Annotated in this window: 21 protein-coding genes; 12 read left to right on the top strand and 9 right to left on the bottom strand. The window is 73.1% G+C overall.

The window, feature by feature from the left end; all coding sequences use genetic code 11:
* The first annotated feature begins 1 nt into the window (after nucleotide 1).
* Nucleotides 2–2107: an Rne/Rng family ribonuclease gene (locus ACEQ2X_RS06665; protein WP_370325013.1), complete on the top strand. Its 2106-nt coding sequence runs from the start codon at nucleotides 2–4 to the stop codon at nucleotides 2105–2107.
* 52 nt (nucleotides 2108–2159) lie between these two features.
* Here the strand turns inward: ACEQ2X_RS06665 and ACEQ2X_RS06660 are convergent, their stop codons facing one another.
* A complete protein-coding gene (locus ACEQ2X_RS06660) occupies nucleotides 2160–2363 on the bottom strand; it encodes a dodecin family protein (protein ID WP_370325012.1) in 204 nt (67 codons plus the stop codon).
* A gap of 134 nt (nucleotides 2364–2497) precedes the next feature.
* Here ACEQ2X_RS06660 and ACEQ2X_RS06655 point away from each other — a divergent pair, with 134 nt between their 5' ends.
* The gene (locus tag ACEQ2X_RS06655; protein ID WP_370325011.1) at nucleotides 2498–3664 is read left to right on the top strand and encodes a type II 3-dehydroquinate dehydratase; all 1167 of its coding nucleotides are present in this window, start codon (nucleotides 2498–2500) and stop codon (nucleotides 3662–3664) included.
* A gap of 7 nt (nucleotides 3665–3671) precedes the next feature.
* Here ACEQ2X_RS06655 and ACEQ2X_RS06650 read toward each other — a convergent pair whose 3' ends face one another.
* Entirely contained in the window at nucleotides 3672–4409 is a 738-nt protein-coding gene (locus ACEQ2X_RS06650) for a hypothetical protein (RefSeq protein ID WP_370325010.1), read from the bottom strand.
* Between the two features lie 147 nt (nucleotides 4410–4556).
* On the opposite strand from ACEQ2X_RS06650, the gene rplU reads away from it, so the two are divergent.
* On the top strand, nucleotides 4557–4868 hold the full coding sequence (rplU, locus tag ACEQ2X_RS06645) for a 50S ribosomal protein L21 (protein WP_370325009.1): 312 nt from the start codon (nucleotides 4557–4559) through the stop codon (nucleotides 4866–4868).
* A gap of 36 nt (nucleotides 4869–4904) precedes the next feature.
* Complete coding sequence (rpmA, locus tag ACEQ2X_RS06640) at nucleotides 4905–5159, top strand: 50S ribosomal protein L27 (protein ID WP_370325008.1); 255 nt, start codon at nucleotides 4905–4907, stop codon at nucleotides 5157–5159.
* A gap of 150 nt (nucleotides 5160–5309) precedes the next feature.
* Here rpmA and ACEQ2X_RS06635 read toward each other — a convergent pair whose 3' ends face one another.
* Nucleotides 5310–6557, bottom strand: coding sequence for a GNAT family N-acetyltransferase (locus ACEQ2X_RS06635; RefSeq protein WP_370325007.1), 1248 nt, complete (start codon nucleotides 6555–6557; stop codon nucleotides 5310–5312).
* 113 nt (nucleotides 6558–6670) lie between these two features.
* On the opposite strand from ACEQ2X_RS06635, the gene ACEQ2X_RS06630 reads away from it, so the two are divergent.
* Complete coding sequence (locus ACEQ2X_RS06630; protein WP_370325006.1) at nucleotides 6671–8083, top strand: cystathionine beta-synthase; 1413 nt, start codon at nucleotides 6671–6673, stop codon at nucleotides 8081–8083.
* A gap of 4 nt (nucleotides 8084–8087) precedes the next feature.
* The gene (locus tag ACEQ2X_RS06625; RefSeq protein WP_370325005.1) at nucleotides 8088–9272 is read left to right on the top strand and encodes a cystathionine gamma-synthase; all 1185 of its coding nucleotides are present in this window, start codon (nucleotides 8088–8090) and stop codon (nucleotides 9270–9272) included.
* Nucleotides 9273–9305: 33 nt separating this feature from the next.
* Here ACEQ2X_RS06625 and ACEQ2X_RS06620 read toward each other — a convergent pair whose 3' ends face one another.
* The 3 genes from ACEQ2X_RS06620 to ACEQ2X_RS06610 form a co-directional block, all read right to left on the bottom strand.
* Nucleotides 9306–10487 (bottom strand): zinc-dependent alcohol dehydrogenase, encoded by a 1182-nt coding sequence (locus tag ACEQ2X_RS06620; protein WP_370325004.1) that lies wholly within the window; start codon nucleotides 10485–10487, stop codon nucleotides 9306–9308.
* An 88-nt stretch (nucleotides 10488–10575) separates the two neighbouring features.
* Nucleotides 10576–11508, bottom strand: a complete 933-nt coding sequence (locus ACEQ2X_RS06615; protein WP_370325002.1) for a D-isomer specific 2-hydroxyacid dehydrogenase family protein — start codon at nucleotides 11506–11508, stop codon at nucleotides 10576–10578.
* 194 nt (nucleotides 11509–11702) lie between these two features.
* On the bottom strand, nucleotides 11703–13163 hold the full coding sequence (locus ACEQ2X_RS06610; RefSeq protein WP_370325001.1) for a serine hydrolase: 1461 nt from the start codon (nucleotides 13161–13163) through the stop codon (nucleotides 11703–11705).
* A gap of 100 nt (nucleotides 13164–13263) precedes the next feature.
* On the opposite strand from ACEQ2X_RS06610, the gene obgE reads away from it, so the two are divergent.
* The 3 genes from obgE (at nucleotide 13264) to ACEQ2X_RS06595 (ending at nucleotide 17308) form a co-directional block, all read left to right on the top strand.
* Nucleotides 13264–14754 (top strand): GTPase ObgE, encoded by a 1491-nt coding sequence (gene obgE, locus ACEQ2X_RS06605; RefSeq protein WP_370325000.1) that lies wholly within the window; start codon nucleotides 13264–13266, stop codon nucleotides 14752–14754.
* On the top strand, nucleotides 14751–15866 hold the full coding sequence (proB, locus tag ACEQ2X_RS06600) for a glutamate 5-kinase (protein ID WP_370324999.1): 1116 nt from the start codon (nucleotides 14751–14753) through the stop codon (nucleotides 15864–15866). The genes obgE and proB overlap by 4 nt, the downstream gene beginning before the upstream one ends.
* Before the next feature lie 71 nt (nucleotides 15867–15937).
* Nucleotides 15938–17308, top strand: a complete 1371-nt coding sequence (locus tag ACEQ2X_RS06595) for a S8 family serine peptidase (RefSeq protein ID WP_370324998.1) — start codon at nucleotides 15938–15940, stop codon at nucleotides 17306–17308.
* 9 nt (nucleotides 17309–17317) lie between these two features.
* Here the strand turns inward: ACEQ2X_RS06595 and ACEQ2X_RS06590 are convergent, their stop codons facing one another.
* Entirely contained in the window at nucleotides 17318–18499 is a 1182-nt protein-coding gene (locus tag ACEQ2X_RS06590; protein ID WP_370324997.1) for a PucR family transcriptional regulator, read from the bottom strand.
* Nucleotides 18500–18558: 59 nt separating this feature from the next.
* Complete coding sequence (locus ACEQ2X_RS06585; protein ID WP_370324996.1) at nucleotides 18559–19230, bottom strand: TetR/AcrR family transcriptional regulator C-terminal domain-containing protein; 672 nt, start codon at nucleotides 19228–19230, stop codon at nucleotides 18559–18561.
* A gap of 116 nt (nucleotides 19231–19346) precedes the next feature.
* Between ACEQ2X_RS06585 and ACEQ2X_RS06580 the strand changes: the two genes are divergently transcribed.
* A complete protein-coding gene (locus tag ACEQ2X_RS06580) occupies nucleotides 19347–21992 on the top strand; it encodes an RND family transporter (RefSeq protein ID WP_370324995.1) in 2646 nt (881 codons plus the stop codon).
* Here the strand turns inward: ACEQ2X_RS06580 and ACEQ2X_RS06575 are convergent.
* Nucleotides 21989–22486, bottom strand: a complete 498-nt coding sequence (locus ACEQ2X_RS06575) for a hypothetical protein (RefSeq protein WP_370324994.1) — start codon at nucleotides 22484–22486, stop codon at nucleotides 21989–21991. The genes ACEQ2X_RS06580 and ACEQ2X_RS06575 overlap by 4 nt on opposite strands.
* Nucleotides 22487–22617: 131 nt before the next feature.
* Here ACEQ2X_RS06575 and ACEQ2X_RS06570 point away from each other — a divergent pair, with 131 nt between their 5' ends.
* Nucleotides 22618–23499, top strand: a complete 882-nt coding sequence (locus ACEQ2X_RS06570) for an AAA family ATPase (protein WP_370324993.1) — start codon at nucleotides 22618–22620, stop codon at nucleotides 23497–23499.
* Between the two features lie 21 nt (nucleotides 23500–23520).
* A complete protein-coding gene (locus tag ACEQ2X_RS06565) occupies nucleotides 23521–24936 on the top strand; it encodes a VWA domain-containing protein (protein WP_370324992.1) in 1416 nt (471 codons plus the stop codon).
* Nucleotides 24937–25284: the final 348 nt, after the last annotated feature.

The following is a 25284-nucleotide window of genomic DNA, read 5'->3' as shown; positions in this document are numbered from 1 at the left end:
GTTGAGCAACAGCGACACCACGACCCCCGACCAGGCCGAGGGCGACGGCGACGGCGGGGTCGAGCGCACGCGCGTCCGGCGCCGCAGCGTCCGCGGCAAGGCCCGCGACCCGTTCGCGGTGACCCCCGCCGCCGACGACGAGCAGGCCGACTCCGCCGACACCCCTGGCGGGGGGGATGCCGACCGCGGCGGTGACGACGGCGGTGGCGACACCGCCGCCGCAGCAGCCGAGGGGTCCGACTCGGCCGGCGAGGAGGGTGACGACGGGCCTCGACGCCGCCGACGCCGTCGTGGCGGTCGTGGCCGAGGTGGGCGTGGCCGGTCCGGCCGTGACGCGGGCACCTCCGGTGACGACTCCGACGACGACTCCGACGACGCCTCCGACGACGCCTCCGACGAGGGGGCGGGCGAGGACGTGGCGGCGGACGACTCGGGATCCGACGAGACGACCGCGACGGACGAGACGTCCACGGAGCGCACGCTGGCACGGTCGTCCAAGTCGAAGGGCTCCAAGTCGAAGGACTCGAAGGCGAAGAGCTCGAAGTCGAAGGGCACCGAGGCACAGGACTCCGCCTCCGACGACGCCTCCGCTGACGCGGAGGGCTCCGACGCCGGCGACGACTCCGACTCCGACGACGCGTCAGAGGACGGCGGGTCCGGCGGGTCGTCGCGGTCGGGACGTCGACGTCGTCGCGGGCGTCGTGGTCGGGGTCGTCGGGGGAAGAAGTCCTCGGACGGCGGCAGCTCCGGCGGGGACTCGAGCTCCGGCGGGTCGACGCGCCTCGCCGCGCGCGGCAAGGGCAGCGGCGGTCGGCGCCGGGTGCCGACGGTCAGCCCCGAGACGCGCCGCGTGATGGCCGAGAGCCCCCCCAAGCGGATGCTGGTCACGGTCGGCGGCGAGCGGACCCAGATCGCGGTCCTCGAGGAGCGGACCCTGGTCGAGCACTACGTCACCCAGGCGTCCGAGCAGTCCTACGTCGGCAACATCTACAAGGGCCGCGTCCAGAACGTCCTCCCGGGCATGGAGGCCGCGTTCGTCGACATCGGCAAGGGCCGCAACGGCGTCCTCTACGCCGGTGAGGTCAACTACGACGAGGCCGACCGCGAAGGCGGGCTGCCCCGGATCGAGCAGGCCCTGAAGCCCGGCCAGAGCGTCCTCGTGCAGGTGACCAAGGACCCGATGGGGACGAAGGGGGCGCGCCTCACCCAGCACCTCTCCCTGGCGGGCCGCTACTGCGTGCTGGCCCCCGGCGACGACATGCTCGGGATCAGCCGCAAGCTGCCCGACGAGCAGCGCGACCGCCTGCGGAAGACCCTGAAGGCCATCAAGCCCGAGGGCTACGGCCTCATCGTCCGAACGGCGGCGGAGTCCGCGTCGGCCGAGCAGCTCGAGGCTGACGTCGAGCGCCTCGTGGAGCGCTGGAAGGCCGTCGAGGAGAAGGCCGAGAAGGCCAAGCCGCTCGAGTCGATCTACGCCGAGCCGCAGCTCGTCCTCCGCGTGATCCGCGACGTGTTCGGCCCCGAGCACACCCAGCTGATCATCGACGACGAGACGCTCGCCGACGAGGTCCGGGACTACCTCCGCGAGGTCAGCCCGGAGCACGTCGACAAGGTCGTCACCTACCGCGGCGACGACCGGCTGTTCGACGCCTACGAGGTGACGACGCAGGTCCGCCGCGCGCTCGAGAAGAAGGTGTGGCTCAAGTCGGGCGGCTACCTGATCATCGAGAAGACCGAGGCCATGTGGGTCATCGACGTCAACACCGGCAAGTTCGTCGGCAAGGACAACCTCGAGGAGACGGTGCTGCGCAACAACCTCGAGGCCGCCGAGGAGATCGCCAAGCAGCTCCGGCTCCGCGACATGGGCGGGATCATCGTCATCGACTTCGTCGACATGATCGTGCCGGCGAACCGCGACGAGGTGCTCAAGCGGTTCAAGCGCGAGCTGGCGCGGGACAAGACCAAGTCCCGGGTGATGGAGATCTCGAAGCTCGGCCTCGTCCAGATGACGCGCAAGAACGTCTCGAAGGGGCTGATGGAGTCCTTCACCGAGGAGACCGACGACGCGATCCCCGGCCGCCGGATCGTCGAGGACCTGCTGGCGTGATCGCCTGCAGGTCCTCGGTGGCCGTGTCAGCGGCGGCGGGTCGGGTCCGCGACTAGTCGTCGAGGGTGAAGGTCACCTTGAGGTCGACCTGGTGCTCGGTGACCGTGCCGTCCTCGAGGTAGATCTCGTGGTCCTTCACGTACACGTGCTGGACGCCTCGGAGCGTCTTGTTGGCCCGGTCGATGCCGGCCTGGATGGCGCTCTGGTAGTCACTGCCACGTGCGGTGATCTCGGTGACGCGTGCGACTGATGACATGGTGCGGCTCTCCTGTGTGTCGCTGGTCGTGCGGTGCTCACTCCCTATCCCGCATGCCCCGCACGTAACGCCGATCGGTCCGACGATCGGTCAGGGGGCCCAGCGGGGCCAGGTGGTGGCTAGCGTGTCCGGCCATGCGCGTCCTGCTGCTGAACGGCCCGAACCTGAACCTGCTGGGCACCCGGCGTCCCGAGGTGTACGGGACGACGACCCTCGACGACCTCGAGACGCTCGTCCGGGGGTGGGCGGCGGACCTCGGCGTCACCCACGTGCAGGCCTACCAGTCCAACCACGAGGGGCACCTCATCGACCGGCTCCACGCCGCCCGCGGTGGGGTCGACGGCATCGTGTTCAACCCGGGGGCGTTCACCCACACCTCCTACGCGCTCCACGACGCGATCGAGGCCGTCGAGATCCCGACCGTCGAGACGCACATCTCCGACGTCGAGTCGCGTGAGCCCTGGCGGCGCCGCTCCGTCGTCCGCCCGGCCTGCGTGCACACCGTGTACGGGCGAGGGGTGGAGTCCTACCGCTGGGCGCTCCGCCACCTGGTCGCCCGAGCCCGTCGGCCGGTCGAGCGCCTCCGGTACGCCGACGGGGCTGAGCAGTTCGTCGATCTGCGGTTCCCCGACGGGTCGGGCCCGTGGCCCCTGGCGGTGCTGGTGCACGGCGGGTTCTGGCGTCACCAGTGGACGTCCGACACGACCGAGCTGAGCGCCCTCGACCTCGTCGACCGCGGCGTCGCCTGCGCCAACGTCGAGTACCGGAGGGTCGGGGAGGCCGGCGGCGGGGGAGGGGGCCGCGCCAGCGTCGAGGACGTCGCGGCCGCCGTCCGGTTCGCGCTCGAGGACCCGCGGGTGGACGCAGCCCGTTGGTCGATCGCCGGTCACTCCGCGGGCGGGCAGCTCGCGCTCGCGGCGGTGGCGTCGCTGCGCGATGTCGTCGCACCTCCGGCTCTGGCGGTGTCGATGGCCGGCTGCGTGGACCTCGAGGCGGCGATCGCCGAGGGCGTCGGAGACGGCGCCGCGGCGGCCTACGTCGGGGAGGAGGATCCTGCGGCGCTGTCCCCGGTCCGCCTCGTGCCGCTCGGTGTCCCGCTGACCGCGGTGCACGGACGGCTGGACGAGTCCGTCCCACCCGGCCAGAGCGACTCGCTGGTCCGCGCGGCGACGGCGGCAGGTGACGACATCGACCTGGTCGAGTTCCCGGACGGCCACCACTTCGAGTTCCTCGACCCCGCCGAACCCATGTGGCAGGCGGTCGCCGAGCGCCTGGTGGCCGGTGTGCGCCCGGGCGGGTGAGCGGTGCTCAGCGGCGCAGCGACGCCTGGAGGGAGAGGTGGGTCACCGCCGTGATCAGGTCGCTCATCCCGATCGGCGCCGACCCCGCCGCGGCCCGCTCGACGACGGCGTCGAGCGGCACGTCGGGGGCGCTGGCCAGCGCGTTCGCCGTGACCTCGTCGGGTGCGAGCCACCCGAGCAGGGTGCGGCTGGTCCCCGCCGTCGCCCGGGTGCGGGCCACCGCCAGGTCCGCGTCGCGGGTGAAGCCGCGGTCGAGGAGGCTCCACCTGCCGAAGGTCTCGGGGTCCTCGGTGCGCTCGTCGGCCTGGTCGGGTCCGACGACGTGGTGGTCGAGCTCGTCGGCGTAGTCCCGCAGCCCCGCCCCGCACTCGGCGAGGAGGTGCTCGAGGTCCTCACCGCCCACGCGGCGCGCGGCCTGCAGCAGCTCGAGGGTCCAGCACGGCCGGTCGGTCACCGGCAACGCGACGAACGCGGTGGAGATCGACGGGAGCGCACGTGCGGCGACCGACGGGTGCAGCGCGATGCGCGGGGCCAGCTCCCCGAAGCGCTGGCGCAGCAGCGTCCCGGCCAGCCCCTCCGGCTCACCGGCCAACCCCGCGACCAGGTGCGCGACGTTGGCTCGCGCACCTCCCGGTGCGACGTTGGCTCGCGCCCCTCCCGAACCCCCCAGCGACCGCGCCACCCGCACCGCCACCGACGCCTGATCGGTCAGGTGCACGCCTGCAGACGACGTTGACGAGGTCACGGGGGCGAGGCTATCCTCGGATGTCCGCGCCTGCGCGTCGTGCTGTGGTGTGCCGTGCGTGCGTGGACCGAGCAGCCCCTGCCCGCGGCCCCCTCCCACGCGGCCCTCGCAGGCGGCGCCCCCGACACCGACGTAGGAGTGCCCCCGATGTTCGCCGTCATCGCCACCGGCGGGAAGCAGTACAAGGTCGCCGTCGGCGACGAGTTCGAGATCGAGAAGCTGGACGCCGAGGTCGACTCCTCCGTGGACCTGCGCGCGATCATGCTCGTCGACGACGACGACAACGTCACGACCGACGCCTCCGCCCTCGAATCCGCCTCGGTGACCGCCACGGTCCTCGAGCAGCTCAAGGGCCCGAAGGTGCGGATCTTCAAGTACCGCAACAAGACCGGCTACCGGCGCAAGACCGGGCACCGCCAGCCGCTGACGCGCATCCGCGTCGACAGCATCTCCGCCTAGCGCCGAGCGGACCCACGACCTCGAGGAGGCCACGACATGGCACACAAGAAGGGCGGCGGCTCGACCAGCAACGGCCGCGACTCCAACCCGAAGTTCCTGGGCGTCAAGCGCTTCGGCGGCCAGACGGTCACGACCGGCTCGATCATCGTCCGCCAGCGCGGCACGAAGATCCACCCCGGCGAGAACGTCGGCCGCGGTGGCGACGACACCCTCTTCGCCCTGGCCGACGGCCAGGTCAGCTTCCGCAAGTCCGGCAAGCGCACGTTCGCCGAGATCGTTCCCGCCGAATAGGCGGGCACGATCTCGTGAGGCCGGGGGGCAAGCGGTCTGGTCCGTCAGGGCCGGACCGGTTGGGCCAGGTGCTTCCCGGCTAACCGCGAAGCACGACGCAGATCCGCGCAACGCCGCCGCCCCTGGGTGGCGGCGTTCGCACGTCCGGGGCTACCAGACCTCGGGTGCCCACCCTGCCTCTGCCGCGGTGAACGCCGCCTCGACCGCCGGGACCACGGCGGGGTTGAGGACATCGACCATCCCGGCCGCGGCCAACCGTCCGAGGCGCACGTCCCCCATGTACAGGGCACCGAGCGCCTTCACGTCCATGCGCAGGTCGGCGTCTGACACCTCGGCCGGCTCGACCGAGACCCCCTCGGGTGCGACCTCGACCCGCCACGTCCCGTCGTTCGCCTCGAGCAGCCCGTCGTGGACCTCGATCGTCACCCCGGCCGAGTCAACGTAGGACCGCGCCCGCAGCGCGGCCGGCAGGTCGACCACCCGCACGTGCAGCGCGTCGCCCGGTCGGCGCACCACCCGTCGGGAGTCCGCCAGCAGCAGGGGCAGCACGTCGTCGACGGGGCGCCGCCGCGCATCCACCGTCTGGACCAGGTCGTGGCTGAGCAGGTAGCGCCACATCGACGCCTCCGCCTGGGCGTCCACCCCGGCCATCTCGATCAGCGTGAGCACCGCGTGGGGCCGGCCTGAGGTGCGCTCCGGACCCTCCGCGAGCCCGTAGACGGCGTAGGCCGCGGGCTGCCCGTCCACCTCGGCGACGGCGACGTACTTGCGCGGCAGGCCGCCCATCGCGTCCTTCCGCGTGCTGAGGACCTGGAAGTGCCACCACGTCTGGCTGCGGGCGTGCAGTCCTGCCCGGCGACCGCGCGCGGCGGTGTAGATCGGGTCGAGGACCTCCGCCGCCTCGGCCAGCGGCACGAACGACACCGACGTCGGCGGAGGTGGCGCGGTGTCGAGCCACGTCACGGGCCCGTCCACCTCCACCTCCACCCGCTGGCCCTCGATCGCCGGGCCGTAGCCGAACCGGCCGTAGATCGACGCCTCGCTGGCCCACAGCGCCGCCAGCGGCTCGCCCCGCTCGGCGACATCCCGGAGGTGCTGGGTCATCGCCCGCGCCAGCAGTCCCCGCCGACGGTGCGTCGGCGCGACCCCCACCCAGGTCGTCCCGCCCACCCGCGCCGACCCGCCCGGCACGCTCATGTCGAAGGAGTACGCGGACAGGCTGCCGACCAGCTGCTCGCCGTCGAAGGTCGCGAGGGACCGGTCGTACTCGAACACCGACCGCTCGGCGTCGTGGTCCGCAGACGTGAAGTCGCTCGCGAACACGAAGGCGAGGAGGTCGGCGGCCGCGGTGAACTCGTCCGGACCGATCGGGCGGAGGGGCAGCTCTGGGGTGTGCACGCCCGCAGCGTACGGGCGCCGCGGCGGCGGGCGCGACCTCCGGCTGCGGCGCATAGGCTCGGGTCGACGACCAGGCAGGGGACCAGCCCGACGACCGACCCCGAGGACCCAGGATGGACGTAGCCAACTCACTGCTCGACGTGGTCGGGGACACGCCGCTCGTCCGGCTCAGCCGGTTCTCCGCCGACGTCCCGCCGACGATCCTGGGCAAGGTCGAGTACATGAACCCGGGCGGGTCGGTGAAGGACCGGATCGGGTTGGCGATGGTCCTCGCCGCCGAGGAGTCCGGCGAGCTGCGGCCCGGCGGCACGATCGTCGAGCCGACGAGCGGCAACACCGGCGCCGGCCTCGCGATCGTCGCGGCCCAGCGCGGCTACCGCTGCATCTTCGTCATGCCGGACAAGATGTCGGCGGAGAAGATCAACCTGCTGCGCGCCTACGGCGCCGAGGTCGTGGTCTGCCCCACCGACGTCGACCCCGACGACCCCCGGTCCTACTACCGCACCGCCGAGCGGCTGGTCGCCGAGACGCCTGGGGCGTACAAGCCCGGCCAGTACTGGAACCCCGCCAACCCCCAGGCCCACTACGAGAGCACCGGGCCGGAGATCTGGCGCCAGACCGACGGGCGGATCGACGTGTTCGTCGCGGGCGTGGGCACCGGCGGGACGATCACCGGCACCGGGCGGTACCTGAAGGAGCAGAACCCCGATGTGGTCGTCGTGGGGGCGGACCCGGAGGGGTCGATCTACTCGAGCGAGGAGGTCCACAGCTACCTCACCGAGGGGGTGGGTGAGGACTTCTGGCCCGACACCTTCGACCCCTCGATCGTCGACCGCTACGTCACCGTCAGCGACCGCGACGCGTTCCTGACCGCGCGCCGGCTGACGCGGGAGGAGGGGATGCTGGTCGGCGGGTCCTGCGGCACCGCGGCGTTCGCCGCCCTCGAGGTGGCGAAGGACATGGGACCCGACGCGGTGATCGTGACCCTCCTGCCCGACAGCGGCCGCAACTACCTGTCGAAGATCTACAACGACGACTGGATGCGCGACCACGGCTTCCTCCGCCAGGGCGGCAGCGCGCGCCTGTCCGAGGTGTTGGCCCACAAGCGCTCGGGGACCGACCTGCCGACCATCGTCCACGTCCACCCCCACGAGCGGGTCCGCGACGCGATCGCCACGCTGTCGACCTACGGCGTAAGCCAGATGCCGGTGGTCCGGTCGTCGGCCGAGCACGAGGCCGGCGGCCCCGAGCGGTCCTTCACCGACACCGACGACCTGATCGGCTCGATCCGCGAGCGGGGCCTGCTCGACCGGGCGTTCCGCGACGCCGGCGTGCTCGACAAGACCGTCGCCGACGTGATGGACGAACCCCTCCCCGTCACCGACGCCCAGGACACCGTCGACGCGGCCATGGGCCAGCTCACCCAGCGCGCCTCGGCGGTGCTCGTCTGCGAGGGGTCCCGTCCCGTGGGCGTGCTGACACGAGCGGACATCCTGGACTTCATGACGACGCGGAAGGGGTCGTAGGACCATGGCCGAAGGCTCGCGAGAGCGCTGGGCGGACACCGGGTTCGCCACCCGGGCGATCCACGCGGGGCAGGACCCCGAACCGCGCACCGGCGCGGTGGCCGTGCCGGTGTTCCAGACCTCGACGTTCGCCCAGCCGGCGGTCGGGGAGCACCTCGGCTGGGACTACGCCCGCTCCGGCAACCCCACCCGCGACGCGTTGGAGGAGTCCCTCGCCTCGTTGGAGGGCGGGCGGCACGGCTTCGCGTTCGCGAGCGGGTCGGCTGCCCAGGACGCCGTCGTCCGCACGCTGTCACCTGGTGACCACGTGCTGATCGCGCCGGACGTCTACGGCGGCACGTACCGGCAGTTCCGCCGCGTCCACCAGCCCTGGGGCCTCGCCTTCGACCCCGTCGACCTGGCCGACCTGGACGCGGTCGTCGCCGCCTGGCGGCCCGACACGCGGATGCTGTGGATCGAGACGCCGACCAACCCACTCCTCAACGTGTTCGACATCGCGGCGCTCAGCGAGATCGCCCACGAGCGCGACGCGCGCGTGGTCGTCGACAACACCTTCGCGACGCCGTACCTGCAGAACCCCCTCGACCTCGGCGCCGACGCGGTCGTGCACTCCACGACGAAGTACCTCGGCGGGCACTCCGACGTCGTCGGGGGAGGGGTGGTGACCGACGACGACGTGCTCGCCGAGCGCGTCCGGTTCCTCCAGAACTCCCTCGGGGCGGTCCCCGGCCCCTGGGACGTCTACCTGGTGCTGCGCGGCATCAAGACCCTCGCCCTGCGGATGGATCGCCACTGCGACAACGCCCAGGCCTGCGTCGAGGTGCTCCGCGGCCACGACGCGGTCACCGAGGTCCTCTACCCCGGCGTGGCCGGCCACCCCGGCCACGAGGTCGCCACGTCCCAGATGCGGGACTTCGGCGGGATGGTCAGCTTCAGGGTCGGTGACGAGGCACTCGCCCGCCGGATCTGCGCCTCCTTCGAGGTGTTCACCCTCGGCGAATCCCTCGGCGCGGTCGAGTCCCTGGTCGAGCACCCCGGCGCGATGACCCACATGTCGGTCGCCGGGTCGCCGCTCGAGGTCCCGGGTGACCTGATCCGCCTGAGCGTCGGCGTCGAGGACGTCGACGACCTGACCGAGGACCTGCGCCAGGCCCTCGCGAAGGGGACGGCGTCGACCCGGGACCTCTAGGGGGTCCGAGGTCGACGCCCCCGTTCCGGTCCGCTACGGCTTGAAGAGGACCTTCACGGCGCCGTCGTCCTTCTCCTTGAACATCTCATAGGCCTTCGGCGCGTCGGCCAGGGGCAGGCGGTGGGTCGCGAAGTCGTCGACGCCGAGCGGGTCGTCGTCGCCGAGCAGCGGGATGATGTCGTCGGCCCACCGCTTGACGTTCGCCTGGCCCATCCGGATCGTGAGCTGCTTGTCGAACATCGTCAGCAGCGGCAGCGGGTCGGCCATGCCGCCGTAGACGCCGATCAGGCTGAGGGTGCCGCCGCGACGGGTCATGTCGATCGCGGGGAGGAGCGCGCCGAGGCGGTCCATCGCGGCCTTCTTCATGAACGGCTCGGCGATCGCGTCGGGCATCATCTGCGTCATCTTGTGCGCGAGCTCGGTCACGGGCGAGCCGTGCGCCTCGAGCCCCACCGCGTCGATGACCGAGTCGGCGCCACGGCCCTGCGTGAGCTGCTTGACGGCGGCGCCGAGGTCGTCGTGCTCGCGCAGGTCGAGGGTCGTCACGCCGCGGGCGGCGGCGCGGGCCAGCCGCTCGGGCACCAGGTCGATGCCGATGACCGTGCCGGCGCCCCGGTGCTGGGCGATGCGGCAGGCCATGTCGCCGATCGGGCCGAGTCCGAGCACCGCGACCGTGCCGCCCTCGGGGATGTCGGCGTACTCGACGGCCTGCCAGGCGGTGGGGAGCACGTCGGAGAGGTAGACGTAGCGCTCGTCGTCGACGCCGTCGGGCACCTTGATGGGGCCGTAGTCGGCGTGGGGGACGCGCAGCAGCTCGGCCTGCCCGCCGGGGACCGCGCCGTACAGCTTGGTGTAGCCGAACAGGGCGGCGCCCATCCCCTCCTCGGTCACCTGGGTGGTCTCGCACTGGGTCTGCAACCCCCGGTCGCACATGAAGCAGTGCCCGCAGGCGATCTGGAACGGCACGACGACGCGGTCGCCGACCGACAGGTCCGTCACGCCGGAGCCCACCGCCTCGACGATGCCCATCGGCTCGTGGCCGAGGATGTCGCCCTCGGACATGAACGGGCCGAAGACGTCGTAGAGGTGCAGGTCCGAGCCGCACAGCCCGGTGGTCGTGATCCGCAGGATCGCGTCGGTCGGCTCGGAGATGGTCGGGTCGGGCACGGTGTCGACCCGGACGTCGCCGGGGCCGTGCCACACAGCTGCCTTCATGATCTGGCTCCTCGTGGGGGTTGGGGTCGAGCGGTGGTTGCCCACGCCCTCCCCGGGCCCCCCGGGGGGCTGAACCGCCATGGCACGTTCAGTAGCCGAGTTCGGCGTCGATGAGCCCGATGAGCGGCTCACCCGCGGTCATGCGCTGGACGTTCGCCCGCACCCGGGCGGCGATCAGCGGGACGGCCATCGCCTCGGTGTTGGCGGTGTGGGGGGTGATCAGGCAGTTCTCGAGCGTCCACAGGGGGTGGCCGTCGGGCAGGGGTTCGGGGTCGGTGACGTCGAGGGCCGCGCCGGCGATCACGCCGTCGCGCAGGGCGGTCACCAGGTCGTCGGTCACCACGTGCGGTCCGCGCGCGACGTTGACCAGCCACGCGTCGTCGCGCATCGCCGCGAGGACCTCGGCGTCGATCACCCCGCGCGTCTCGTCGGTCAGGGCCAGCGCCAGCACGACCGCGTCCGCGTCGCCGATCGCCTCGAGCGTCGCGTCCGGCGACACCACCCGGGCCGCCCCCTCCATCGGCGCCGCCGAGCGGCGCACCACGGTCACGTCGACGTCGAAGCCGGCGAGCTGGCCGAGCAGGGACTCGGTGATCCCGCCGCCCCCGAGCACGGTCAACCGCCCGCCGATGAGCGACGTGCCCCACTGCGGTCCCCAGCTGGTCGCGCGGGCGCGAGCCGGAAGATCCCGCATGAGCGCCAGCAACATCGCGATGGCGTGCTCGGCCACCGGGTCCGCGTACACGCCCTTGCCGCACGCCCAGGTCCGGCCATCGTCGAAGAGGCCCTCGGCAGCGAAGGACTCCACGCCCGCCCACAGCAGCTGCACCACCTCGACCTGCGGGGCGTCGACGAGGAGCTGGCGGAGCCCCTCGGTGTCCGACACGTCGGTCCACACGACCATGCGGGCCTCGTCGGGGTCGACCAGGCGGCCGCCGGCCTCGCGGACGGCGTCCTGCAGGTGCGAGCGGGTGCCGGCGGGGCGGACCGCGACGGGCAGGGCGGTGGAGGGATCAGCCATCGCCGTCGCAGGCTAGGCCGTGCGCGCCCGTGTCGGGCGACCGGACCCTCAGATCTGGGACCTGGTGGCGCCGGCGGAGCTGTGGCTCAGATCTGGCGATCACCTCAGCAGAGCGGGACCGCAGATCTGGGACCTGGTGGCGCCGGCGGAGCTGTGGCTCAGATCTGAGAACTCGGGGACGGGGCCGGCAGGGGTCATCCCGCCGGCAGCTGGTCCCGCGCCGCGCCCATCAGCAGGACCGCCTCGATCTCGTCGAGCGGGGCCGCGGGGTCGAGGACCGACGCGGTGAGGGCGTAGGTCCCGCCCTCGGCGCCGGTGACCAGGAACGCGCCCGCGACCACGCCCGGCTCGGACCCGCCCTTGAACAGGATCTCCTCCCAGCGGCCCTCCTCGTCCGGGATGCCCGGGTTGGTCGTGAGGATCCCGCGGAGGGGGGCCATGCCGGGGTCGTCGAACCGGACGTGCAGGGCGGCGAGGACCCGGCAGAGGTCCTCGGGGGAGGCGAACCACTCGATCTCCGCCGGCCGGACCGGGTCGCCGGTGAACGTGGTGACCGGTGGCAGCGGCTCGCCGGCCAGGTCGTCCAGCACCGCGCGGCGGGTCGTCTCGTCGCCGTCGACCCACGCCTGCTGGACCTCCGGGTCCGCGGCCTTCAGCACGAACAGCTCCCGGGTGGTCGGGAAGGGCGTGTTGAGGGAGGGGTCCGCGTGGCCGTAGGCCGCCTGCGCCGCCTCGACGGCATCCCGGCCGACGGCGCGGATGAGCAGGTCGGTGGCGGTGTTGTCCGAGATGGAGATCATCAGCTCCGCGGCCTCGGCGATGCTGACCGGGCTGCCCGCCGGACGGTCCTGCAGCACGCCGGACGGCAGGCTCTTGTCGGACTCCGCGAGCTCGACGGAGTCGGTCCACGCCAGCTCGCCCGCGTCGACGGCGTCGACGACCGCGGCCAGGACGTAGAGCTTGAACGCCGACCCGATCGGAGCGGGCTGGTCGGCCGCGACGCCGACGTCGGTGGTGCAGGTGGTCCCCTCCACGGTGGAGGCGGCCAGGTGCAGCTGACCCATCGCGGCCAGGCGGTCGACGGCGTCCTGCAGCGAGGTGACGGGTTCGTCGAGGGTGGGCGGCTCGCCGGGGCTCAGCAGCAGGCCATCGATGCGGCCCTCGGCGTCGACGTGGAGGGTGATCACCAGCTCGGTCCCGTCGGACGCGGTGGCCTCGACGACCAGACCGGAGCCGTCCCGGGACCGCTCCTCACCCAGCGTGAACGGCGCCAGCGCGGTCACCTGGTCGAGGGTCGCGGCGAACTGCTCGAACGGCAGCTGGTCTGTGAACACCTGCGCGAAGCGCTCGTCGTAGGTCTCCCGGTCCACCTCGGCGCCGTCGAGCACGCCGAGGACGAACGCGAGCTGGGAGTCCACCGCGCCGGTGTCCGCCGCCCCGGGGTCCTCGCTCGCGGTCCCGGTGGGCGCCTCGGTCACCGGGCTCTCCGACGTGGGCCCCTCCGACATGGGCCCCTCCGACGGGCTCGGCGACGACGACGCGGCCGGTCGCTCGGTCGGCGCGGGCTCGCTGGCGTCCGAGCCGCCGGCGTCGGGATCGGAGGCGGTGCAGCCGACGAGGACCAGGACCAGCAGGACGAGGGTGGTGCGTGCCATGCCCACAGGGTCACGTGATCCCGACCTGGGCACATCCGCCCCGAGGTGGACCTGCCGCTCGGCCGGGAGGGGGAGGGGTCCCGGCTACGCTGGCCGGGCCATGTTCGTCGACCAGGTCAAGATCAACGTGCGGGGCGGCAAGGGCGGTGACGGCGTCACCTCGTTCCGCCGCCAGCCGTACGAGCCGAAGGGCCCGCCCGAGGGCGGCGACGGTGGCGGCGGCGGTGACGTCCTGGTCGTCGCCGACCACCAGCTCGCCACCCTGGTCGACTTCCACTTCCGCCCCCACCGCAAGGCCGGGAACGGCGCCAACGGCTCCGGTGACCTGCGCCACGGCGCGAGGGGGGACGACGAGGTCCTGGCCGTCCCGGTCGGCACGGTGGTCACCGACGCCGAGACCGGTGAGGTCATCGCCGACCTCCTCGTCGACGGCCAGGAGGTGGTGGTCGCCGCCGGCGGCCGAGGCGGCCGCGGCAACGCCGCGTTCCGGACCCGGCAGCGCCGCGCGCCCCGCTTCCACGAGTTCGGCGCGGCGGGGGAGGAGCGGTGGGTCACCCTCGAGCTGAAGCTCGTCGCCGACGTCGCCCTGGTCGGGTTCCCGAACGGCGGCAAGTCGTCGCTCATCAGCCGGCTGTCGGCGGCGAAGCCGAAGATCGCCGACTACCCGTTCACGACCCTCCAGCCGAACCTCGGCGTGGTGACGGCCGACGACCTCGACTTCGTGGTCGCGGACGTGCCGGGCCTGATCGAGGGGGCGGCGGAGGGACGCGGCCTCGGCCACGAGTTCCTCCGCCACGTGGAGCGGGCCGGGGCCCTGGTCCACGTCCTCGACTGCGCCTCGGGCTACGCGGCGGCGGACGACGACCACCCGACCAGGCGCTACGAGCAGCGGAACCCGGCCGAGGACCTCGAGGTCGTGCTCGCCGAGCTGCGCGCCTACGAGTCCGACCTGGTCGACCGGCCCGCGATCGTGTGGCTGAACAAGGTCGACGCGGACCCGGACATGGCCGCGCTGATCCGCCCGGAGCTCGAGGAGGCGGGCTGGGAGGTCCTCAGCGGCTCGGCGGTGACGGGGGAGGGCGTCGAGGCGCTGCGCTGGCGCCTGGCCGACCTGGTCCGCCAGGCGCGGGCGGAACGGCGTGACCCCGACCACCCCCAGCCCACCGCGCGACCGGTCCTCCGCCCGCGCCAGCAGCGCAGCGGCCCGGACTTCTCCGTCGTCAAGGTCGGGTTGGGCGGCGGCGAGGTCGGCTGGCGGGTCGTGGGGGACCGCATCGAGCGCTGGGTGACCCAGCTCGACCTCGGCAACGTCGACGCGGTCGCCTACCTGCAGGGCCGTCTCCAGCGGGCCGGGGTCGAGGCGGCGCTGGCGGAGGCGGGGGCCCAGCCCGGCGAGGACGTCGAGATCGCGGGGACGGTCTTCACCTTCAAGCCCGAGGAGTGGGACGTCGCCGACGACGCCGACCTCGACGCCGGCTGGGACGACGACGAGGAGGTCGACGTCACCGTGCCCGACGGCCCCGTCGAGATCGACGTCCCGGCGGCCGACGACCCGCCGGCCGACGACGACCCCGGCTCGCGGCGGCCGTGACCCGTCGCTACGACCGGCCCGGACGGGTCGTGGTCAAGCTGGGCTCGTCGACGCTCACCGCGGCCGACGGCGGGCTCGACCGCGACGTCGTCGAGGCCGTGTGCGCCCAGATCGCCGCGCTGGTCGGCGACGGCGTCGACGTCGTCCTGGTCTCCTCCGGCGCGGTGGCCGCGGGGCTCCGCCCGCTCGGCCTCGACCGCCGCCCCGAGGACCTCGGCCGCCTGCAGGCCGCGGCCAGCGTGGGCCAGGGCGCCCTCGTCCACGCCTACGCGACCGCGCTCGCCCGCCACGGGCTGCCCTGCGGCCAGGTGCTGCTCACCCCCGACGACGTCATCGACCGCCAGCGCTACCTCAACGCCCGCACCACGGTGTCCGAGCTCCTCCGCATGGGCGCGGTCCCGGTCGTCAACGAGAACGACACCGTGGTCACCGACGAGCTCCGCTTCGGGGACAACGACCGGCTCGCCGCCCTGGTGGCGTCGATGCTCGACGCCCGGCTGCTGGTCCTGCTGAGCGACGTCGAGGGCCTGCACGACGGCGACCCGGCCAGCGGCGCACCGGTGATCGACGTGGTGCCGGACCTCGCCGCCCTCGACGCCCGCCACGCCGGCCCGAGCAGCTCCGGCCTGGGCCGGGGCGGGATGGCGACGAAGCTGGAAGCGGCCCGGATCGCCACGTTCAGCGCCGCGCACTGCGTGATCGCCCGCGGTCGGCGTCCGGATGTCATCACCGACGTCGCCGAGGGACGCGCCGTCGGCACCTGGTTCCCGCCGACCGGCAAGCGACCGGACTCCCGCCGGCTGTGGCTGGCCTTCGCGCACCAGCCGACCGGCCGCCTGCACGTCGACGCGGGTGCGGTCCGGGCGCTCAGCCAGAACGGCGCGTCGCTGCTGGCCATCGGGGTGACCGCCGCGGAGGGGGACTTCGTCGCGGGCGACGCCGTGGACCTGGTCGGACCAGACGGCCGGCCGGTGGCGCGCGGCATCGTGGCCTTCGACGCCGACGTGGTCGAGGCGATGAAGGGCCGCCCCACCGACGTGCTCGTCGACCGCTTCGGGGCCGAGGGCGCCCGCCCGGTGCTCCACCGCGACCAGCTCGTTCTGATCGGCTGAGCGCACCCGGTCTCCCACCCCTGGCCGGCGGGTCCGGGCGAACCGGCGCCGACCCTGCGATCCTTGTCGGTGTGCGCACCGCCCGCAGAGCCGACCGGTCGGCCCGCCTCCGGCGAGTGGCCCCGGGGGTGCTGGCCGGCGTGCTCGGACTGGTGGTGCTCGTCGCCGCGGCGGTCCCCAACGACCCGCTGGTCACGCAGCAGACGCACCTGAACGTCGTCCGGGCCTACGAGGCGTGGGACCTCCGCCGCGGCGAGGACGCCGTGGTCGCGGTGCTCGACACCGGCGTGGACCTCGACCACCCGGACCTGGTGGGGCGTCTGGTGGAGGGGGTCGACCTGGTCGAGCCGGACACCCCGCCCGACGACCCGCAGGGCCACGGCACGCTCGTCGCGGGGATCATCGTCGCCAACGCGGACAACGCGCGCGGGGTCGCCGGCGCCGCGCCGCGGGCGAGCGTCATGCCGATCCGGGTCCTCGACGCCCAGGGCCGGGGGACCAGCGACCTGGTGGCGGCGGGCATACGCCACGCGATCGACCACGGCGCCGACGTGATCAACCTGTCCCTCGCCGAGGTCGAGGCCCGCGACAGCCTGCTGTCGCTGTCCCTGGTCGCCGACACCGAGGTGCAGCGCGCGGTCCAGGAGGCCGCCGACGCCGGGCTGGTCGTGGTCGCCGCGGCCGGGAACGACGCCGACGACCGGACGCCGTACGACGTCGACGCCCCAGTGGTCGTCGTCGGGGCGACCGACGACGAGGACCGGGTGTGGGAGGACTCCAACGTCGACGACCGGACCCTGTTCGCGCCGGGCGTGTCGATCCTGTCGACCTGGTACGAGGGCCGGTACGCGAAGGCGGACGGCACCTCGTTCGCGACGCCGATCGTGGCGGCGGGCGCGGCGATGCTGGCCGGGGCGGGTCTCGAGGCCGACGACATCCGCGCCCGGCTGGCCGACACCGCGGTGGACGTCGGCGCCGGGGTCGGGCGCCTCGACCTGGCCGCGGCCGTGGAGGGGCTCCCCGCGGCGCCGATCCCGTCGGGCCCACCGCCGGAACCGCCTCCCACGACCCCGCCGGCAGACCCCGCCGCCACCTCCGCCGACCCGGCGGCCGACCCGGGCGCCCTCGGGCAGGTGCAGCCGGTCGAGGAGGTCCTCCCGGCCGCGACGGTCACCGAGCCGCCGCCGCCGATCGCGACGATCGACCCCGACCGGTCGACCGCCAGCCCGACCGAGGACGCCGGCGCGGAGATCGTCGTCGACGCCGGCCGCGAACCGCCGTCGTCGGCCACGCCGACGCCGTCCCCCCGACCCCTCGTGGTCGACGAGTCCGACGGGACCGGTGCCGTGCGCAGCGTCGTGATCCCCCTCGCCATCTCGCTCCTCGGCATCGACGTCCTGCTGGTCGGCTGGGTCCTCGGACGCACCCGCGACGAGCCCTGACCGGCGCGGTCAGCCCTCGGGGCCGGCGATGAGCAGCGCGAGCGCCGCCTCGAACTGCCCCGCGGTGGTCCGCGGGTCGCACCCGGTCCGGTCTGCGAAGCGGTCCAGCCGGTAGCCGACCGTGTTCGCGTGGACGTGGATGGACTGGCCGGCCGCACCGAGCCGTCCGTCGTTGTCGAGGTAGGCGCGGACCGTCTCGGCCATCAGCGGGTCGGCCTCCAGCACGTCGACGGCCGGCTTGACGAGGTGGTGGAGGCGGTGCAGCTGCCCCGCCAGCACGCAGGCGAACCAGTCGTCGCGGAAGCGCACGACCGGGCGGCCGAGCAGCCGGGCGGCGTCGAAGGCCTGCTGGGCGTCGCGCACCGATTCGAGCGCGGCCTCCAGGCCGGGGCGGGCCATGCCGATGCCGATCGGTCCCCGCTGGGCGGCGAAGGCGAGCGACTCATCCGCGGTGTTCGTCAGCAGGACCACCGAGTCCTGTCGCTCCACGAGGACGATCCCCGCCTCCCGCAGGCGCAAGGGGTCGTCGTCGGCTTCGGGGCGGCGCACGCCCGCGACGATGTCGGCGTCGGGGTCGAGCCCCAGGGCCCGCGCCTCGTCCCTCGCGACCGCCGCCCCCTCCGGCAGCTCCCGCAGCAGGTCCATGAACACGAGCGCTCGGCGGCGCACCTCGGACCCCCGCTCGCGTGACGCCTCGTGGTAGGCCTCGGCGACGCTGGCCGACACCAGGTGCATCATCGCCCAGAAGTGCCCGGCCACGTCCACCAGGTCGTCGACGGCCTCCTGCCCGGCAGCCTTCGCCGCGTCGGTCAGCAGCCGCCACACCGCGATGTAGCCGACCTGGTAGGCCTGGATCACGTGGGTGACGGCCATCTCCTGCCGGGCGCGCCGCGTCCCGAGGACCGCGCGCTCGGCGACCTCGTCCGCCCGCAGCGACCGGTCCTCGGCGATCGCGCGCAGGGTGACCTCGACGTTCACCCGCACCGACCACCACAGGTCGCTGCGCGGGACCGGACCGGCCGCGTACCCGGGCAGGCGACCGCGGATCACCTCCACCACCTCGTCGGTGACGGCCTCCATGTCCTCCATCAGCTTGGCGGCCAGCCGCGCGGTCGGACGTGCCCCCACGCGGACCCGCCCCCCGGGCGCGACGGTGTCGGCGTGCCGGGACGGGTCGAAGATCTGGCTCATGCGCGGCGTCAGCCTGCCACCGCGATCCGGACGGCCACAACGGGCGCCGTGGACCACGGTCAGCGCGCCAGGGCGGCGATCCCCTCGAGCAGGCGGTCGAGGGCGAAGCTGAAGGGCTCCTCGACGTCCATCGCGACCCACGCCGGCGCGATCGCCTCGATGTGGGGGTACCGGCCGTCGGAGTCGGCCACCAGGGAGTCGATGAACTGCTGGTGGGCCAGGTCGTCGTCGCCGTCCGGTGACAGCACCTCCTCGACGGAGCGGCGCACGACCGCGCTGCCGAAGATGAACCCGAGCAGGGACGACTGGGCCCGCGCGACGTCGGGGTCGTCCAGCCCGACGCGCCGCAGCGCGCCGGCGATCGTGTCGAGGCTGGCCAGCATGCTCGGCGTCGACATGCCGGACCGCATCACCACCGCGAGGATCCCCGGGTGCTCGGTCAGCACGTCGCGCATCCGGTGGGCCGCATCGGTGAGGGTGCGGCGCCAGTCGTCCCCGTGGTCGACGATCTGGACCTCGCCGACGAGGACCTCGACGACGCGGCGGCGGAGCTCCTCGAGGTCGGCGACGTGGCGGTAGAGCGACATCGGCGCGCGGCCCAGGCGGCGGGCCACCCGCCGCATGGACAGCTCCTCGAGGGACGCCTCGCGGGCCACCTCGACCGCCGCGGCCACGACCGTCTCGGTGGACAGGGGCTGGCCAGCAAGTCGTGGAGCAGCGCGAGGGGACATGGCGTACAGTGTACGCGTCTGCATACGGTGTACGCCGATCACTCTGCTCCGGCCGTCCCCTCCGCCGCGGGCCCATCCTCCCCACACCACCCCTCCCACACCCAGAGGTCTCCGACGTGGATCGTCTCGTCATCATGCTGTCGCGCGCCGTCCGGCGCGCGCCGGCCATCGTGCTCATCGGCGCGATCGCCCTGACCGCCGTCATCGGCGCGTTCGCCGGGCAGATCGAGCAGGGCGGCGGCAACGAGGGCTTCAGCCCCGACAACCCGGAGCTGCAGGCCCAGCAGCGGATCGCGGACGAGTTCGGCTCCTCCGGCGACGTGGTCCTGCAGGTCCTCCTGCGCGGTGACGACGGGGCCGACGTCCTCTCCTCAGCCGGCCTGGCGGCGACCCTCCGGCTCCAGCAGGCCCTGGCCGGCAGCGACGTCGCGGACCTGCTGGTCCAGCGCTCCGAGCAGCCCGCGGTCGTCAGCCCCCTGAACGTGGTCCTCCAGGGCGTGGCCCAGCAGGGCGGGGACCCGGAGACGCTCGACGACGCCGCCGTGGACCAGGCGTTCACCGGGGCGATCGAGTCGCTCCCGCCCGAGCAGTCCGGCTTCGTGACCGGCCTCCTGCCCGACGACGTCGACCCGGCGACCGCGGAGTCCGACGTCGCCCTCGCCGTCGTGTTCCTCGACCCCGCCGCACTGCCGGAGGACGACTTCGAGGCCGCCGCCGAGGTCCAGCGGGTCGCCGAGGTCGTCGAGGGGCTGGACGTCGACGGCGTCAGCCTCGAGCCGTTCGCCACCGAGCTGCTGTTCGCCTCGACCGACGACTTCGCCGAGGAGATCGGCCGGCTCTTCGCGTCGGCCATCGGGATCATCATCCTGATCCTCGCCTTCGTCTACTTCGTCAAGCCGCGCGACGACAGCTCCTGGGCCGCGTCGCTGCGGCGGACCGCCGCCGACGTCGCCCTGACCCTCCTCGTCGTGATCATGGCCATCGGCTGGGTCCAGGGCGCGGCGGGCCTCCTCGGCCCCAACGTCCTCGGCGTCATCGGGCCGCTGGCGGAGACCGGGCAGATCGTGCCGGTCCTGCTGATCGGCCTCGGCGTCGACTACGGCATCCACCTGACCGCCCGCTACCGGGAGGAGACAGGGGAGGGCACCGTCAGCGAGGCCATCGGCACCGCCACCTCGACCGTCGGCATCGCGCTCATCCTGGCCACGATCACGACCGTGGTCGGCTTCCTCACCAACGTGACCTCGCCGATCCCGGCCCTGAAGGACTTCGGCATCCTGGCCGCCGTCGGCATCACCGCGGCGTTCGTCCTGATGCTGACCGTCTTCCCCGCCGTCCGGCTGCTGCTCGACCGCCGAGCCGAGGCGAAGGGCCGCCTCCCGCGCCACACCCTCACCGGCACCGGCGAGGGCGCCCTGCCCAAGGCGATGGGCCGGCTGTCGGTCCTGGCCGAGCGGGCCGCCATCCCCACCCTGGTCGTCTTCGTCGTCATCGGCGGCGCCCTCGGCGGCATCGGCCTGGCCAACGTCTCGACGGAGTTCAGCTTCACCGACTTCCTGCCGGAGGACGACCCGCTGGTCACCACCCTCGACACGATCACCGAGGAGTTCGGCGCCGGGTTCGGCGAGACGACCAACGTGCTGGTGGAGGGCGAGGTCGACGCCGAGGCCCACAACGCGATGGTCGCCGCGACCCAGGAGCTGACCGGCGTCGACGACGTCGTCACCTTCGGCGAGAACGCCGCGGCCAGCTCACCGGTCAGCGTCCTCGGGCAGGTCCTCGCCAGCCTGGTCCCGGCAGACGGGGTCCCGGCCGACGGTGCTCCAGCAGACGGGGCCCCGGCCCAGATCGATCCGGCCGTGGCCCAGCAGGTCGCTGCGATGGTCGAGCCCGGCTCGCTCACCGTGCCCGAGGGGACCGACGTCCCCGCGCTCTACGACCTGCTGGTCCAGGCCGCGCCTGCCGCCGCCTCGCAGGTGATCGCCGAGGACGGCCGTCCCGTGCTGTTCACCATCCAGACCGAGGCGGGTGAGGACCGCGCCGACGAGCTGGCGACCGCGCTGGCCGAGGTGTTCGCGCCCGTGGAGGAGGCGCTGGGCGAGGGGTCGGTGACGGCCACCTCCAACAACATCATCACCACAGAGATCGTGTCGTCGCTCCGGGACTCCCAGCTGCAGTCGCTCTTCATCGCGATCGCGGCGGCGATGGCCCTGCTCGTCGCCACCTACTGGATCACCCAGCGCCGTCCGATGCTGGGCGTCATCACCATCGCGCCGGTCGCCCTGATCGTCCTGTGGACCTTCGGGATGATGGCGGCCACCGGCGTCCCCGTCGGGCCGGTCACAGCGACCATCGCGGCCCTCGCCGTCGGCATCGGCGTGCCCTACACGATCCACGTCACGAACCGCTGGACCGAGGACCGTCGGAACGCCGACCCGGCGACGGCCATCCGCGCCACCGTGCGCCACACCGGCGGGGCGCTGGCCGGGTCCGCCTTCACGACCATCGCCGGGTTCGGGATCCTGATCACGTCATCGCTGACGCCGTTCCAGCAGTTCGGCCTGGTCACGGTCTACTCGATCGCCTTCGCGCTGATCGCCTCGACGATCGTCCTGCCGGCGATGCTGTTCCTCTACGACCGCCACCGCCGGGCCCGCGGGGACGACCCCGCCGCGGCGAGGGCCACCGCCGGCGCGGAGCGGGGACCGGACTGGTCCCCGCCGGACCCCGCGGACGCGGTCACCACCCCGGACGCGCGCTAGTCCGCGGGCAGCCCCGCCGGGAAGGCCGGGGGGCGGCCCTCGGCCCACAGCACGTCGTCGGCCACCTGCAGGACCATCTCGGTCAGCATCTCCGGGGTGACCTGCAGCAGCCGCCAGATCTCGATCGCGCTGCCGACGTCGGACGTCCAGCGGGCGAGCACCTCGTCGTCGTCGCGGTCGACCTCGATGAACAGCGACCGCTTCGGGCGCATCTGCCGGGTGGTCATCTTGGCGACGAACTCCTCGCCGGACTCCGTCCAGCTGCTCCGGACGATGAAGGACTCCGGCCGGGAGGCCTTGAGCTGGTCCGCCACCTGCTGCAGGTGCGCCGCGAGGTCGCCGTGGTGTCGCCGCTTGCGCTCGTCGAGGGCCCGCTCGGCGGCCTCGGCGTCGCTGCGGACCTTGTCCATCTCCTCCTCGGCTGCCCGCCGCCGCTCGGCGAGGTCGGCGTTGTTCGACAGCCGCTGCTCGAGGGCGTCGGAGAAGTCGCTCACTGCCGTGCTCCAAGGTCGGGGGCGGAGGGCCGCTCCCACTGTAGGCGGCTGGGTCCCCCGGACCGCGGCCCCTAGACTGACCCCGGTCACCGCGGGCGCCCGTCCCGCCGACCGGCCGAGGGAGCGACACCGTGGGAACCGAGTTCAGTGGACTGCCTGACACCGAGGCGCGGTTGCAGGCCGCCGGCTACCTGCCGTCCACGTCGATCGCCACGGTGACCTACCTGGCGGACCGCCTCGGCAAGCCCGTGCTGGTGGAGGGTCCCGCGGGCGTCGGCAAGACCGAGCTGGCCAAGGCGGTCGCGATCGCGAAGGGCGCCCGGCTGGTGCGGCTGCAGTGCTACGAGGGGCTGGACGAGGCCAAGGCGCTGTACGAGTGGAACTACTCCAAGCAGCTCCTCAGGATCCAAGCCGCCGGCGGCCAGGGCGTGTGGGACGAGACCCACGACGACATCTTCGGCCGCGACTACCTGCTGACCCGCCCCCTCCTCGAGGCGATCAGCGTCGACACCCCGACGGTGCTGCTGATCGACGAGGTCGACAAGGTCGACTTCGAGTTCGAGGCGCTCCTCCTCGAGATCCTCAGCGACTTCCAGGTCACCATCCCCGAGCTCGGGACCGTCGCGGCGGTCCACCAGCCCTACGTCGTGCTCACGTCGAACTCGACCCGCGAGCTCTCCGAGGCGCTCAAGCGGCGCTGCCTCTACCTCCACATGGACTACCCCGACATCGAGCGCGAGAAGGCCATCGTCCTCTCGAGGGTCCCCGAGGTGCCCGAGCAGCTCGCGGACCAGCTCGTGAAGGTCGTCCGCAGCCTCCGGAACCTGGAGCTGAAGAAGCACCCCTCCATCTCCGAGACCCTCGACTGGGCCCGCACGCTGCTGGCGCTCGGCTACGACACCCTGAACGCGGAGGTGGCGACGTCGACGCTGAACGTCGTGCTGAAGTACCAGGCGGACCTCGAGAAGGCCCTCAAGCACCTGAGCGTCCCGCCGGACCCGTCCTTGAACTGACCGGCTGGACCGAGCCCCGTCGTGACCGCGCTGACCCCTCCCGATCCCTCCCTGCAGGGCCTGCAGGCGCGGCTGCTCGACTTCCACCACGCCCTGCGGGATGCCGGGGTGCCCGTGGCGATTAGCGACGGGATGGACGCGATGCGGGCCGCGACCGCCATCGACCTGTTGGATCGGGCGGTGCTCCGCGAGGCGCTCGCGTCGACCCTGACGTCGTCGGCCAGCCACCGGATGGCGTTCGACACGCTGTTCGACATCTACTTCCCGCGCACCGCCGGGCTGCCGGGGGAGGGTGAGGGAGACCCCACCGGCACCGCTGACCCGACCGCGCCGACGGGTCCGCGGGACCCCATGGACTTCCTGAGCGACCTGATCGCCCAGCTGATGGAGGGGGACGACGCCACGCTCCGGCGCATGGCCCAGGAGGCCGTCGGGTCCTTCGGGAGGGTCGAGAACGCCGACGGGTCGACGTCGTACTTCGCCTACCGGGTGTACCGCCACTTCAACCTGCGGGGCTTGCTGCGCCGGCTGATGCAGGACTCCGGGATGGACGAGGCCGACGACGAGCTCATGCGCCGCCTGGCCGAGGACGAGTTCGCCGCCCGCCTGCAGCGCTTCCGCGAGGAGATCGACGCCGAGATCCGCCGTCGGCAGGTCGAGGAGCGGGGACCCGAGGCCGTCGCTCGACGCGCCGTCCGGCCCCTGCCCGAGGACGTCGACTTCTTCTCCACCACGGCCGACGAGCAGGCCCACATGCGGCGTGCGGTGCGACCCCTCGCCCGGAAGCTCGCGACCCGGCTCGCCGTCAAGCGCCGACGGGCCCGCGACGGGACCTTCGACGTCCGCAGGACCCTGCGACGGGCGCTCGGCAGCGGCGGGGTGCCGATCGACCCGGCGTTCCGGTCGAAGAAGGTCCACCGGCCCGAGCTGGTGCTGATCTGCGACGTGTCGGGCTCGGTGGCGGCGTTCGCCAAGTTCACGCTGATGTTCACCCACGCCCTGCAGGGGCAGTTCTCGAAGGTCCGCTCCTTCGCGTTCATCGACACCGTCGACGAGGTCACGCACCTCTTCGACGACGGCGACTTCGCCCGCGGGATGGCCAGGATGGGCGAGGAGGCGGACCTGGTGTGGCTCGACGGCCACTCCGACTACGGCCACGCCTTCGAGGTGTTCGCGCGGCGCTACCGGACCGCCCTGACCCCGCGGACCACCGTGCTGGTCCTGGGCGACGCCCGGAACAACTACCGGGCGGCGAACACCTGGGCGCTCAGGGAGATCCGCGAGCACGCCAAGCGGCTCTACTGGTTGAACCCCGAGCCGGCGACGCAGTGGGACTCCGGCGACTCCGTCGCGAGCGACTACGCCGTCGTCGCCGACCAGATGGTGGAGTGCCGCAACCTCACCCAGCTCGCCGCGTTCATCGAGAAGATCGCATAGGCGCAGCCTCCGGTTGAGAGGGCGACGTGTGGCCTCCGGCCACGCTGTCCGCTGTTCCGCCAGGTCGTGCCGCTCGCTGACGCTCGCTGACCTGGCGGTCCGGCTCGGCCGGCGCCTCGCCGGAGCCGGGATGCGGCCGTCGGGCGTCCGGCCCAGCCCACCCCGAGGGGGTCTGTCGGGTTCGTTCCGCACAGCGAGACGAAGATGACAGGCCACTCAGTGGTGTCACCTGCCACCACGATGGGACCAGGGTGTTGCCAGTTGCTAGGGACCACCTCGGCCGGGGTGAGGGTCGTAGTAGCAGGGTCATGAACGCGATGACGGCTGTCAACGATCTGCCTCCTTGGT

It is taken from the genome of Euzebya sp. (genome assembly GCF_964222135.1).
In the GTDB taxonomy this organism is placed as follows: domain Bacteria; phylum Actinomycetota; class Nitriliruptoria; order Euzebyales; family Euzebyaceae; genus Euzebya.
This window is presented reverse-complemented; position numbering and strand designations above follow the sequence as displayed.